Genomic DNA, 14580 nt, shown 5'->3' on the forward strand with positions numbered 1-14580 from the left:
TTATGAGTAAAATATATAAAATACTTTGGATAGATGATGAACATGATGACGATGCATTATTACCATTTATTCTTCAAGCTGAAGCTCAGGGCATTATATTAGAAGGATATGGTTCCTTTAAAGAAGGTTTTTATGCGCTTGAATCAAATATAAATAATTACGATCTTATTCTTCTTGATGCATTATTTTTTGAAGATGAAACATCAGAAACTCCTAACCCTGCAGGTTTAGGCTCTGCTATTCAGAAAATACATGAATTAAGAAGCAGAAAAACATTTCCATATTTTGTATTGTCTGGACAAACTCATTTTACGGATGTTACCAATCCTATACTTGAAGCTTTCAAGATTAGATGTTACAACAAAAAGAATCCCGATGATGTTAAAGAGTTGTTAATCAATATTAAGACTGAAGCGGATAATCAAATTGTAACTCAAATTAAGCATGAAAATCAATTACTTTTTAATGTTTTAAAAGAATATCCCGACGAAGTTAGAGACACATTTATTACTATTTTCAGAAATCAAAAAGAAGGTAATAATCAATTTGATGATCAATTATACTTTACGCAATTAAGAATTATTTTAGAACATTTATTTAGAAAAGCAAACGATATTGGAATACTGCACGATGCCTGTGTTCAAAAAGGAAATAATCAAGTTAACTTAACAGAGTCAAGTTTGTTTTTAGCTGGTTTTGATACAAAACATTTGAATGTTAACTGTGCCATAACCCATTTTCCGAAGTTAATCGCTGAAAATGTAAAAAACATAATTTATACCACAGGAGCTGCATCTCACACTTCTAATGTCAATGTAACTCAAAATATCGATATACAAGCTTACAGAAAGGACATAATATCACCATACCTCTTATATTCTTTAGCTTTCCAATTAATGGATGTTTTATTATGGTTTGATAGCTATAGCAAAACCAATGATGATATTGCATTAAATCGATCATTGTGGAAAAGTTTTAATAGAGACCAATTTGGTAACAAAATTGAGATAGAAAAAATAACAAACATTACTCATAGCGGTTGGGGAACAGTTGAAATCAATAACGGAACTAAAAAAATTAGTATACACAAAGATGCTATTACGCAAAGTAATTTGGCTGTCGGAGATCAAATTAAGTTCAATGTTAAAGACTCTTCTTTAGCACAAAACATAACAAAAATTTAAAATAAATACAATAATACCCATGATAACAGGCGACCTCAAATCATCAATAGACGCAATATGGAGCACCTTTTGGACAGGAGGAGTTACCAACACCATAACAATCGTAGAGCAACTTACATACCTCATCTTCATTAAAGATTTAGACGAGTCAGAGGTAAGAAACGAGTTAAAAGCACGACACGGTTTCAAATACACACCTATTTTTAACCAAGAACAACAACAGTTCCGTTGGAAAAATATAAAAGAACTAGATGTAAATGCACGACATAATCTCTTTACCAATACAGTTGATGGAATTTTTCCATTCATTCGTTCCTTAGGGAAAGAAACAAGTCTTTTCGCTACCCACATGAAAGGAGCGACATTTGGCATTTCTAAACCTGCTGTATTGGACCAAGTAATGGAGAAGCTAGAAAATATCGACATGTCTAAGCAAGACACAAAAGGAGATATTTACGAATACCTATTGTCAAAATTAGAAGGCGGTGGAACAGCTGGACAATTCCGTACACCACGACACATTATTAAATTAATGGTAGAGCTGATGCAACCTACTTTAGAAGACACAGTGTGTGATCCATCAGTAGGGACTGCGGGGTTTTTAGTAGCTGCCAAAGAATACATCGACAAACACAACGACGTCACTAAATTGGACCGATACGCAAACCACATCAATACAAAGATGTTCAACGGTACAGAATTCGATGCGACGATGTTGCGTATTGCTTCTATGAACTTATACCTGCACGGTGTTGAAGAACCAAATATTATAGATGTCGATGCTGTTTCTAAAGACAATACAATTTCAAATGCCTATACCTTAGTATTAGCAAATCCTCCGTTTAAAGGAACAATCGACAAAGAAAGTATTGCTCCGGGATTAAAAAATGTTACCGATACCTCGAAAACCGAATTGTTATTTTTAGCCCTTATGCTTCGACAATTAAAAACCGGTGGTCGTGCAGCAGTAATTGTACCTGATGGTGTATTATTCGGAAGCGGAAAAGCGTACAAAAGTATTAGAGAAGAAATCATAGCTAATAACAAACTAGAAGCAGTTATCTCAATGCCTAGTGGAGTTTTTAAACCTTATGCCGGAGTAAGCACTGCCATAATCATTTTTACAAAAACAGGAACTGGTGGAACTGATAATGTTTGGTTCTACGATATGCTTGCCGATGGAAAATCATTAGACGACAAACGTAGTTTATTAGTAGACGAAGACTTATTCATGGATTTTGCCTTTGGTGATGCCTTTTCAAAAAGAAAAGAAATTATTAAAGATGCAGATGCAAGTACTCCAAAAAAAGGAGACAACGACAGTGAAGATGAGTTTGACTTTTTGCCTAATAAAAAAGAAAAACAAGATACCCTACACGCTAAATTCAATTTACCGCAAATTCTTGATCATTACCGTTATTTAAAAAGTGATTATTTCAAAAAAATGCACGGTAAAAACGGAGAAGTGTTACATGTTCATGATGTACCAGAAAATTTAGGATGGGACAAGTTTATGAACGGTACGTGTACCCACGATTACAGCGACAGAACCTCTCAAAGTTTCTTAGTGCCTTTTAAAGAAATAAAAGAAAACGATTGGGATTTATCGATAAACTCATACAAGAAAATAGTGTATGAAGAAGTCGTATACGATGCGCCTAAAATTATTATCGATAGAATATTAGAAACTGAAAAGGAAAGAGCAAAATTAATGTCTAATCTAAAAAGTAATTTATAGTGATAGTTGATTTAAATTACGTTCCAAAAGGTTGGAAAAAAATTAAAATACCTAAAGTCTTATTTTTTCAAGAAGGACCAGGTGTTAGAAATTGGCAGTTTACAGAGACAGGTGTCAAATTACTTAATGTTGGTAATATCAATCTAGGAAAGATTGATTTAAGCAAAACAAGTATTCACTTATCCGATGAAGAAGCTAATGGAAAATACAAGCATTTTCTAGTGGATGATGGCGATTTATTAATTGCTTGCTCTGGCATTGTTGTAGATAATTTTCATAACAAAATTGCTTTTGCTAAAAAAGAACATTTACCACTGTGTTTAAATACAAGTACAATGCGTTTTAAAGCATTGAATGATAAGGTAGATTTAAATTATTTCAAATATTATTTACAAACAGTTCATTTTACGGCACAATTAAGAAAATTAATTACAGGTTCTGCACAACTTAATTTTGGTCCAAGCCATATCAAGAAAATTGACTTGTTATTACCTCCACTAGAAACACAAAAACACATCGCACAAATTCAAGACGATGCAGCTGCTTTACGCGATAAAACAGAGCAACTTCTTAAAGAATATGATGCTTTAGCACAATCTATCTTTTTAGACATGTTTGGAGATCCAGTTATTAATCCTCAAAATTGGGAAAAAAGAAAGTTGAAAAATGGTATTATTAATCTCCAATCAGGTTTAAGTTTATCTGGTGAGGAAAGAGACTTGAAAGAAGGAGAAATTGCAGTATTGAAAATAAGTGCAATTACAACTGGTGAATTTATTAATACTGAATATAAAGTTGTTGATAAAACCAACATCAGTAAATTCCTTGTTTTTCCTAAAAAAGGAGATTTATTATTTTCCAGAGCTAATACAAAAGAAAAAGTTGGTGCTATTGCAACTGTAGATAGAGATTATAATAATATTTTTATTCCAGATAAATTATGGAGAATAGATACTAACCATCTTTTGAATAAAACGTTTTTAAAATTTATATTATCACATAGTGGTTTTAGATATAATATTGAGAAAGTATCTACTGGAACATCTGGATCAATGGTTAATATTTCAATGTCAAAATTTCTTAAAATTGAAGCTCCTTTTCCACCCATAGATCTCCAAAAGCAATTCGCAGAAAAAATAATATTAATCGAAAAGCAAAAAGAATTAGCAAAACAAGAGCTTCAAGAAAGCCACGATTTGTTTAATTGTTTGTTGCAAAAAGCGTTTAAAGGAGAATTAGTGTAAAATCATAATTAAAAAAAAAATGAAAATGAAAGACACTTTCTCTTTACAAGATATTGCAAACTGGCAATTAGATTCCGGAAACTCAACTGTTGAATTGCCTTCTATTCAGCGTGGCTTTGTTTGGAAACCCAAACAAGTAGAAGATTTATGGGATTCTCTTTTACGAGGCTATCCTATTGGTTCTTTTTTGTTTTCAAAAACAAGCGACAAGCTCCATTTAATGGATGGCCAACAAAGAGCAACATCTATTTTTTTAGGGCATTTCAACCCCTACAATGCGACAGATGCTACCAAAGCATGGTCAATAAAAGGGGAATTACCCGTTTTATGGTTGGATATTAAGCATTTAGCAAAGCCAACCACAAGCAAATATTTATTCCGTTTAACAACCCGCTCACATCCCTGGGGATATCAGGCAAATAACAATGATGCAAAATTAACCGTATCAGAAAGACGCAAAGCATTAGAACTATTCAAGCAACATCCTGATAATACTGGTGGCTATACTTCGTTTAAAAACACCACAACCTTTCCGTTTGATGCTGCGCATCCAATACCTCTAACTTTTATTTTGGAGGCAAAAAACACGGATGAAGTGATAGAAATGGTAGAACAATATTTACCAGATTATTTTGCTACCTTAAGAGGGAACTTTCAAGATAAAAGTGAATTTATTACTTTACTCAAAACAGAATTAAAACCAGAGTTAGACAATATTTTTGAGAATGTAAAACATCTTAATCAATTACTGATTAAGTCAAACATTATTGAAGATCGAGTTTTACAAGAAGAAAACGAGACCGAAAACCCCACTCTTTTTGTAAGGATAAATTCTTCAGGAACCACTTTAAACGGTGACGACTTAATCTATTCGATTTACAAAGCAATTTTTCCAGAAGCCAAAACTTTGATGGAAAATATAGGGTTAGATTTTATTGCACCTACACAAGTCCTTTCATTAGCATCTCGTATAGTTGCTTCTGATTTAAGTGAAAATGCCTTTGTAAAAAAAATTAATGTTAGAGATTTTCAACGTAGAATAAAAAACGAAGAATTTAAAGAAGGCTTAAAAAATCAAATTCAAACACAACAATTAAAAGAGTTATTCGCTCAAGCAATAGGTATTCTATCCTGTGAAGATAATTCCTTGTTTGACGGTAAAATTCCTCCAGTCATTATCAAACAGTTCATCAAGAGAAATCAAGATTTGTTTTTATTTTTAGTGTATTGGTTACACATCAACAAGATAGAGCTAACCGATCAGACTAAACTTAAAATGGTGGCTAAGCTAATGGCATTTGCTTGGTTTGATTTTGACAATATTCCTCGTTTATGGAACGAAAAAATCAGCAATAAGAACTTCTGGGAGGAACCACTGAATGAATTAATGTGGTGGGATGATAAGTATGGTATACACTTTCTAATCAAACCAGATTTATTGCGAGAATATTATTTACAACCAAAGGTTGAGAACAGGTTTATAACTGAGGATAAAGATAGATGGGGACTTTTGGAGGAAGGCGCCGGTTCTAAAATAATAAAGTATTACAATAATGTGAAAACGCAAAGCTATGATTTCGCAATTGCGAATGAATATTTCTATAATTTCATTGGAAGAATCCAACATAACAGGCAACTAATTTTATTAGCGCAAAGACAATATATAAATACCACTTTTGGTGACTATAACCAAATGGATGATATGGATGACACTAATGTTCCTTGGGACTGGGACCATATATATCCAAACGAATGGGTTTATCGAAAAGAGTACTGCAATAGAAGTATCAGAGATTGGAATAACACAAATGGTAATTTCCGTGCGATGTCGCTAGAACAAAACAGAAGTGAAAGTAATTCAGCTTCTCCAAAAGAGCGACTTGATCTTGCAGAAATTAGAGAATGTTCATTTGTAAAAGAGGACTGGCAGTATTGGCAGAATTTAGAAAAAAGAATTTGGGATAATAAAGTAGAAAATCATTTTCGAGCAATAACTACACGTATGATTAATATTTATGAGATATTCTGGAATGATTTTAAAATAGAAGAATTAATTGATTCAAATACCATCCCAAATAAAGTCTCAGAAAACATAGCTAATTAAAAATGATAAATATAGATTTTAAATTTCGCGCTGTTGGCCAAGGTGCTTTTTATACTGGTATTTTTAAACACTTCAATGGCAAACAGTTTTCATTTGTTTACGATTGTGGAACGGACTCATCGCGACAATATATAGAGAAAGAGATAACAAACTTTGTAAGTGAAACTAATAATCAAAAAATTGACATTCTTTTTATTTCTCATTTCCATAGAGATCATATCAATAAAATTGGAGAATTATTAAATCAAACTGGAGGGGCAAATTTAGCAATACTACCCTACTTAACTCCTGACGAATTAGTATTAGCTTATATCGATATCAATTTATCTGGAGGCATCGATCCTGATACCTTAGCTTTCATTCAAAATCCAGCAGGATTTTTACAAGAAAGAAAAGTAGATAAAATAATTTTTATCCACCCAAGTGATGAAGGTGATTCTGATTCTGAAGACGAACCGCAAGAAATAAAAACAGATCTTGATTCTCCAGATTTTGATTTTATAATCTCAAACACTTTAAAACCTAATAATGATATTTTAGAAAATAATCCAAAAGTGGAACATTATTATGACAAAGGTAACTTCTCAATTGTAGGTTTCTGGGAATTCAAGTTTTTTAATAAAACAAGAGATATTACTACTCTCAATAACTTATGCCAAGAAGTGCAAAATCTTTTAAGTTTACCAACATTTAATTTAAGTGATCTAGCAGATTATATAACAAATAATGAAAATACTTTTGAAACTGATTTCAATCAAATCTATTCTCGAAATTTTGGATATGGTCAATTAATCAATGATACTAGTATAGTAATCTATCATGGAGCAATAAAAACAAGAAAGTACCGAAAATGGTTTGGAAGATTACCAGGATGGTTTGGAAGTGGATTCACAGGTACTTTATTAACTGGAGCCATACGGTTTAATCAAGATAGTTTAAATCAAATTCAAAGTAAGTGGTTAAATCAAAAATATTTTAAAAAAACAAGTGTTTTTCAAATTCCACACCATGGAGCAAATAACTATATTGAATCAACAGTGATATCCTCTTATCCAAATGTTAAATGGTGGGTAATAAATTTTGGTTTAGGAAACACACATAAACATCCTAGACAAGAAATTATCGATATAATTGAAAATCACAAGATCCAAGGAAATATCTTTCCTAATACACAAATAAACACAGTAGAATATAAAGGACTATACAGATAACAAATGAGTAACATCGAACAATCCTATCCAGAAGACTTACAAGAAATACTCAATTACGCAGAGGAATTGTCAATATCAATTATAGATAAACTGAACCATTTTGATGCTAAAAAAGTCAATGACTTTTATACTGTCACAAATGAAAAAATAATCAGGAATAAAGCTTTATTTAATGAACTAGGATATATTCCAAATACAATTTCAAGTAACAGCAAAAACGAACAACCCAACGAATTCAAAGGTTTATATATTTTTGGTGAAAAAACAAATGGAATAATAGTTCCAGTATATGTTGGAATTAGCCGTACCATTTTCAGAAGATTAAGACAACACGCTTGGGGTAAAAATCACAACGAGTGTACTCTTGCCTATTTGAAAACAAAACACAGTAATAAAGCTATTACCAGAAAAATAGTAACAAGTGATGATATGCTTCCGGCAAAAAGCAAAATTCAAAATTACACAGTAGTTTTAATCCCTGTTCCAAATGATTATGATTTATATTTTCTAGAAGTAGTTTTAGCAGGAAAATACAAGACAAAATGGAATAGTTTCAGAACACATTAGTATATTAGCTTTATGGAAACAAACTTTCAATTTTTAGCAGAGGAATGGGCTGACTTTCACCAAAGAAGTGTAAAAGCAGAACAATCGGTAGTTACAGATCCGCGTACTTCATTGACATATTCTCGTATGGCATTAGAAATTGCTATCAATTGGATGTTTACAAATGATGAAGAACTTACGCTTCCTTATGACACTACCTTAAACTCTTTGATGAAACAAAGAGAGTTTCAAGAACAGTTTCCGCATAAATTATACAATGAAATCGATTTAATTCGAAAAGCAGGAAACTTAGCGATACACAACAAACAGGTTACAAAAGCAGATGCGGAGAAAATAATAGAAAACCTTTTCTATTTTTCAAGATGGTTTGCGCAATCCTATGCTCAGAATAATGTAGATACCATTCCAATGTTCAATTGGGAATTAATTCCTACCGAAGGACAAGAAGCACTTTCTAAAAAAGACTATAAAAAAGTTGAAGATAAATTTGAAACCGATCTTGGAAAGTTCAAATCAAAACTAAAACAAGAAGCAGAAAAAAATACAGCCTTAGCCAGCGAAAATGAACTATTTAAAAAACAAATAGAAGCATTACAAGCACAAATTGAGACAAATAAAAAAGAGGCAAATACAGCCGACATCACAAATCATCCTCGTAACGAAGACGAAACACGTAAATATTTTATAGATGTATCTCTTCGTGAAGCAGGTTGGGATTTATCAGGAAGTAAAGACAAGGAGTTTAAGGTACAATTCATGCCTAAATCAACAAATGTTTCCGAAACAGGTTATGTAGATTATGTACTTTGGGACGATGATGGTTTACCATTAGCAATAGTCGAAGCTAAAAAAACAATGGAAAGTGCGACAAAAGGTGAAAATCAAGCCCAATTGTATGCCGAATGTATTGAAGAAATGTACGGTCGCCGTCCGGTGATGTATTATTCAAACGGTTTTGAAACCTACTTATGGGATGATCAATTCTATAAAAAATCAAGAATAGTCCATGGTTTTTACACCAAAAAAGAACTACAAACTTTAATGTTTCGCCGAGAAAACCGAGAAGACATTAGAGAGCAACCAATTGATACGACCATAACAGACAGAGCATACCAATTAAGAGCCATCCGTTCAGTAGCTGCACATTTTGCAGGAAATGATAAAGCAAACGGCAAACTTCTTGGAACACATAGAGCTGCCTTATTAGTCTTAGCTACAGGAACTGGTAAAACTCGAATTAGTATTGCTATCTCTAAATTGTTATTAGAAGCCAATTGGGCAAAAAGAATATTGTTTTTAGCCGATAGAAAAAGTTTAGTCAGTCAAGCTAAAAATAACTTTGTCAAATTAATGCCAGAACATTCTAGTGTCAATTTATTACAAGAAAAGGACAACGTCGAAGCTCGTATTGCTTTTTCAACCTACCCTACCATGATGGGTCTTATCGATGGTTCTAAAGAAAAAGACAAACGTTTTTATGGTGTAGGTCATTTTGATTTAATCATTGTAGATGAAGCACACCGTTCTATTTATAAAAAATACCAAGCTATATTTGATTATTTCGATGCCTTATTTTTAGGATTAACAGCAACTCCTATAGAAATTATCGATAAAAATACCTATGCCAGTTTTGGATTAGCTGATAAAGCACCAACGGACGCTTATACCTTTGAAGAAGCGGTTGCTAATAAACATTTAGTGCCTTACAATACAATAGAAGTGCCGACTAAATTTTTGAGACAAGGTATCCATTATGACGATCTAACAGAAGAAGAGAAAGAAGAATTTGAAGAAGAAATTTTAGACGGTGAAGAAGCAACAGGCCAAGAAATCATTCCGGCAAACGAATTAAATACTTGGTTGTTTAATAAAGATACAGCAATTAAAACGCTGCAATATCTTTTAGATAAAGGAATAAAAAAAAGAGGTGGTGATGAAATAGGGAAAACTATAATCTTTGCCAGAAATAGAAAACATGCTCAATTCTTAAAAAACATGTTCCTTGAATTAGATCCAGAACGTTATGGAAATGATTACGTAAAACTAATAACCCATGGAGAACCAAAAGCGGAAGAATTTATTCAACGCTTTTGTGATGAAGAAAAAGAAAGGTTGCCACAAATCGCCATTTCAGTAGACATGATGGACACAGGAATTGATGCTCCTAGTTGTGTGAATTTGATGTTCTACAAACCAGTTAAGTCCAAAGCTAAATTTTGGCAAATGATAGGAAGAGGTTCTCGTTTACGTCCAAATTTATTTGGAGAAAACCAAGACAAAGAGAACTTTTTGATTTTTGACTTGTATGGAAATTTTGAATACTTTAAAGAAAATTCAAAAGGTATTGAAACTGGATCGCAAAAAAGTTTAACTGAAATTGTTTTTAGTTTAAAATTGCAATTAGCCTTATACCTAAAAGAAGATAATTTTAAAGAGGACCACGAACTTCAAGAATATAGTGAACGACTTTTAAATGAATTGTATAACTCCATTATTGAATTAAACAAAGAACGTTTCGATGTGAAAATGAAAATCGAAACGGTGATGGATTTCTCAAAAAGAGAAGTATGGAATCATTTAGATAAGAAAGAGTGCAAAACAATTTTAGATATTTTAGCTCCATTAGTAAGATCGTCAAAAGCAGACTCAGACACCGCTCGTTTCTATGATAAGATGATATATACACTTATGATAGAACGCGTTGAAACACCTAACACGGAAGAGTTTTTAGCAACCTTAAACGTTCCAATTACAAAAGCAGCCATCATCTCCAAAAAGCTATTGAAGAAAACCTCAATACCAGAAATAATTGACAATCTAGAAATAGTAAAACTACCTTTGGATGAAGATTTTTGGAAAAGTAGTGGTTTAAATCATTTAGAAAAAATCCGTGCAGGCATTCGTGAATTAGTAAAATACATGGATCCTGTGGACCAAAGATATGTCACAACTAATTTTGAAGATGCAATTCTGGAAGCTGAAATTATAACTTCAGCTTTTGGAGAGGAAAAATCAGAATCTTATACCAATCCTTTCGCTAATAACACACATCGTTTAGAAGAAATTATTAGAGAAAACAAAAACAACATTACCATCGGCAGAATCCAAAACGGAGAACCTATTACCGAAGAGGAATTAAAATCATTAGAAAAGCTACTTTTTTCGAATAAAATCCAAAAGGAACAAGTCGAGAAAGAAATAGGACATCGTTTAGATTTAGTAGCATTTATAGTTGGTTTAATAGGCTTATCTCCAGAAAAAGTGAATGCCTCTTTTGCAGACTTTATTAATAAATACCAATTAACAGCAGTCCAAATTCAATTTTTAGATACCATCAAATTGTTTCTTACAAACAATGGTAAAATAGATCCTTCAAAATTATACGACTCCCCTTTTAAAAGCTACCACAGTCTAGGTATAGACGGGGTTTTTAATGAAGAGCAATCAACTAATATTTTTGGTATTCTAGATACTTATAACAGAAATAATTTGGGATAAGAACTAATTCTTTACAGCTCAAAAACATTTTTATTTCACTGTGCACTTATAATGCATAGTTGGTTCTTTTCTTTACAGTATAATTATTAAATACTGTAATAATGAATAAAAATTTAGTTGTAAGAGCACGAAAAGCAATACCTCAAGGTACTGCTAGAAAACTTTGGGTGAAATCTGGCGGTCGGTGCCAATATGATGGCTGTAATATTCCACTTTGGAAAGACAGCTTAATGCAAAAGGATTTGAACAAGTCCTATATATCTCATATTGTAGCTGCAAGTGAAGAGGGGCCTCGTGGTGATGCTATTTTGTCTCAACAACTAGAAACCAACTTTGATAATTTATTACTTCTTTGTGATGAATGTCATCGTAGGATTGATAAGCATGAAGTAGAAAATCATACAAGAAAGTCACTGACTGCAATGAAACTAAAGCAGGAACGAAATATCGAACTATTAACCGGTTTAACACCTGAAAAAAAAAGTCAAATCGTATCCTTTACCGCTAAAATCGGGTCTTTTGAACCTACAATTAACTTTAACAACTGTATTGAAGCAATTCTTCCAAATTATTACCCAGTTAGTGATAATATTATTCAACTTGGTTCATCGAATTTAGCTATTACGGATAACAAACAAAATTACTGGGAAATTCATTCAAACCAACTAGAGGAAATGGTAAAACAACTTATAAAACCATTAATCAATCAAGAGAAAAAGCCTCACTTCTCAATCTTCGCTTTAGCACCTCAACCATTGTTAATTAAACTTGGAACATTATTTTCGGAATTATCAATTTGTGAAATATATCAGTTCCATCGTGAGCCAAAGCAATCATGGCAATGGGACAATGAAGTGCAGGCTACAGAAGTCAAATTATATGAACCTACCGAAATTCTTTCTACGGCGGCATTAGTAATAAACTTAAGTGATAATGTTACTGACGATAGAATATTTGAAGCTTTAGGTAGAGATGTTTCAATTTGGAAAATTACTGTTGACAACCCTAATCGTAATATTCTTAATAGTAGACAAACACTTATTAATTTTAGAAATCAAGTAAGAAATGCATACAGTAAAATTAAACTGCAGTATGCAATGCATCAGCCCATTCATATTTTTCCAGTTATGCCAAATTCATGTGCAATTGAAACCGGTAGGGTTTGGATGGAAAAAGCAGATTTACCATTAATTATATACGACCAAAACTCCATAAATAAAGGTTTCAACAAAACAATAGAAATTAAAAACAAATAACGATGTTCGAATTAACTAACAGACCAAACAAAACAAATGACTTGCTAGAAAATATTGGGCAAGTATTGGATATTACACAAGCACAGCACGAACTTGTTGAACAACGATATACTGCTGTTGCCAATCAACTTTCTAAAGAAGGATCCACCTTAAGTCGTTACAAGCCAGAAATTTTACCTCAAGGTTCATTCCTATTGGGCACAATGATTAGACCAATTATGGAAGACGATGAACTTGATGTGGATTTAGTATGCCGTCTAACTGGTAAAGGTTTTGATTGGGCTCAAATGCATTTAAAGAATGCTGTAAAAAAACAACTCATTGACAAAAATGACAATTATAACAGAATGTTAGATGAAGAAGGAAATCGTTGCTGGACTCTTACCTATGCAGAAGATAAATTTCATTTAGATATACTTCCTGCTTTAGTGGGTAATAACAATCATATTAATTTAAGCGAACGCTCATTTAGTAAATTAGATAAAACCGATTTAGAAAACATATCTGTTCGTATAACAGACAGAAGAGAAGAAAACTATCCATCGGAAACAAATCCCAACTATTGGTTGAAAAGCAATCCTTTTGGTTATGCAGCTTGGTTCAAAGAAAGAAGTAATTTAAATTTATTAAAATCAGTTTTATTAAGTGAAAGTGTTACACCATTGCCAGGATATAAAAAAGAGAAAGCCCCTCTACTTAGGGTGGTTCAAATTCTAAAAAGACATAGAGATATTATGTATGGTGGTGATTGTGATAAGCCAATTTCTATCATTATAACAACATTGGCCGCAATGGCATATCAAAAAGAAACTAATGTTATCAATGCCTTAATTAATATCCTAAATACAATGCACTTACACATGAAGGAAGTTTATAGTGCAAAACACAATAAAAATATTTGGTGGATTAGTAATCCAGTGAATGAGGTTAATGAAAACTTTGCCGACAAGTGGCCAAATGAAAAACAAAAACAAGATAACTTCTTTTCATGGTTAGAAAAAGCTAAAGCTGATTTTGGAGCATTACAAAATATGGATCCATCAGATGCATACAGAACTTTAAAAAATATATTAGGAACTAGGGCAGTTAACGAAGCAGTAAGAAACTTAGGATATGATGAATTAATAACTGAAAATTTAAAACCAGTAAACTATTCCGCTCAAATGCTTTCAGTGCCTCATAGAGTTCGTCCTTTATGGAATTTAAACTTAAGATACTATTGTAATATTTCTGGTGTTTACACAGATGCAACAGATGGCAATAAACGGAAAAACATAACATCTTCTACATTATTACCAAAAGGCTGTTTTGTTACTTTCAATGCTATGGATACCGATGTGCCAAAACCTTATGATGTATATTGGCAGGTGGTTAATAATGGCTTAGAAGCCACAAATGGAAATTGTTTAAGGGGACATATTTTTAAAGCTCAAACTGCTGGACGAGGCGGTTTAATTTATAAAGATGCTACAGCATTTTCTGGTTTACATTGGGCAGAATGTTTTATAGTTAAAAACGGAGTTTGTGTTGCGCGTAGCTCAGAATTTTTTGTGAATATTAGATAAAAATAAAGACTATGGCATTTCCCTTTTACATTTTGATTGCATAGTTAAAATTATAAAATATACTATGAAAATAAAGACTAAAATCATTTGAAATTTAGCTAGCTATTTAAAAAAAAAGATATAAAGAATGTAAGTTGTCTCAAAAGAAATAGTAAATCAATTTTTATTGGGAGCGGATGCTAGGTTAACTTCGTTCCCAAATGCTAATAGAGT

Annotated in this window: 9 protein-coding genes; all 9 read left to right on the forward strand. The window is 32.3% G+C overall.

Annotation, left to right across the window (positions count from 1 at the left end; all coding sequences use genetic code 11):
• The first annotated feature begins 2 nt into the window (after positions 1-2).
• The 9 genes from AP058_RS02230 to AP058_RS02270 all read left to right on the forward strand — a co-directional run bounded on the left by AP058_RS02230 (position 3) and on the right by AP058_RS02270 (position 14367).
• Complete coding sequence (locus tag AP058_RS02230; protein ID WP_066306446.1) at positions 3-1184, forward strand: hypothetical protein; 1182 nt, start codon at positions 3-5, stop codon at positions 1182-1184.
• 19 nt (positions 1185-1203) lie between these two features.
• Positions 1204-2922, forward strand: a complete 1719-nt coding sequence (locus AP058_RS02235) for a class I SAM-dependent DNA methyltransferase (RefSeq protein ID WP_066306448.1) — start codon at positions 1204-1206, stop codon at positions 2920-2922.
• Positions 2922-4166 carry a restriction endonuclease subunit S gene (locus tag AP058_RS02240; RefSeq protein WP_082706546.1) on the forward strand — a complete coding sequence of 415 codons (1245 nt, stop codon included), beginning with the start codon at positions 2922-2924 and terminating at the stop codon, positions 4164-4166. The genes AP058_RS02235 and AP058_RS02240 overlap by 1 nt, the downstream gene beginning before the upstream one ends.
• Before the next feature lie 25 nt (positions 4167-4191).
• Positions 4192-6270 (forward strand): DUF262 domain-containing protein, encoded by a 2079-nt coding sequence (locus AP058_RS02245; protein ID WP_082706549.1) that lies wholly within the window; start codon positions 4192-4194, stop codon positions 6268-6270.
• 2 nt (positions 6271-6272) lie between these two features.
• The gene (locus AP058_RS02250; RefSeq protein ID WP_066306454.1) at positions 6273-7481 is read left to right on the forward strand and encodes an MBL fold metallo-hydrolase; all 1209 of its coding nucleotides are present in this window, start codon (positions 6273-6275) and stop codon (positions 7479-7481) included.
• Positions 7482-7484: 3 nt separating this feature from the next.
• Complete coding sequence (locus tag AP058_RS02255; protein ID WP_066306456.1) at positions 7485-8048, forward strand: GIY-YIG nuclease family protein; 564 nt, start codon at positions 7485-7487, stop codon at positions 8046-8048.
• A gap of 12 nt (positions 8049-8060) precedes the next feature.
• Positions 8061-11546 (forward strand): DEAD/DEAH box helicase family protein, encoded by a 3486-nt coding sequence (locus AP058_RS02260; protein ID WP_066306459.1) that lies wholly within the window; start codon positions 8061-8063, stop codon positions 11544-11546.
• A 101-nt stretch (positions 11547-11647) separates the two neighbouring features.
• Positions 11648-12802, forward strand: coding sequence for an SAVED domain-containing protein (locus tag AP058_RS02265; protein ID WP_066306461.1), 1155 nt, complete (start codon positions 11648-11650; stop codon positions 12800-12802).
• Between the two features lie 2 nt (positions 12803-12804).
• Positions 12805-14367, forward strand: a complete 1563-nt coding sequence (locus AP058_RS02270; protein ID WP_066306464.1) for a nucleotidyltransferase — start codon at positions 12805-12807, stop codon at positions 14365-14367.
• Positions 14368-14580 lie beyond the last annotated feature (213 nt).

The organism is Flavobacterium sp. TAB 87 (assembly GCF_001529295.1).
GTDB lineage: Bacteria > Bacteroidota > Bacteroidia > Flavobacteriales > Flavobacteriaceae > Flavobacterium.

Coding starts and splice junctions, on each gene's coding strand:
- AP058_RS02270 (WP_066306464.1), top strand. CDS start 12,805: ATGTTCGAATTAACTAACAGACCAAACAAAACAAATGACTTGCTAGAA.
- AP058_RS02230 (WP_066306446.1), top strand. CDS start 3: ATGAGTAAAATATATAAAATACTTTGGATAGATGATGAACATGATGAC.
- AP058_RS02235 (WP_066306448.1), top strand. CDS start 1,204: ATGATAACAGGCGACCTCAAATCATCAATAGACGCAATATGGAGCACC.
- AP058_RS02265 (WP_066306461.1), top strand. CDS start 11,648: ATGAATAAAAATTTAGTTGTAAGAGCACGAAAAGCAATACCTCAAGGT.
- AP058_RS02255 (WP_066306456.1), top strand. CDS start 7,485: ATGAGTAACATCGAACAATCCTATCCAGAAGACTTACAAGAAATACTC.
- AP058_RS02245 (WP_082706549.1), top strand. CDS start 4,192: ATGAAAGACACTTTCTCTTTACAAGATATTGCAAACTGGCAATTAGAT.
- AP058_RS02250 (WP_066306454.1), top strand. CDS start 6,273: ATGATAAATATAGATTTTAAATTTCGCGCTGTTGGCCAAGGTGCTTTT.
- AP058_RS02260 (WP_066306459.1), top strand. CDS start 8,061: ATGGAAACAAACTTTCAATTTTTAGCAGAGGAATGGGCTGACTTTCAC.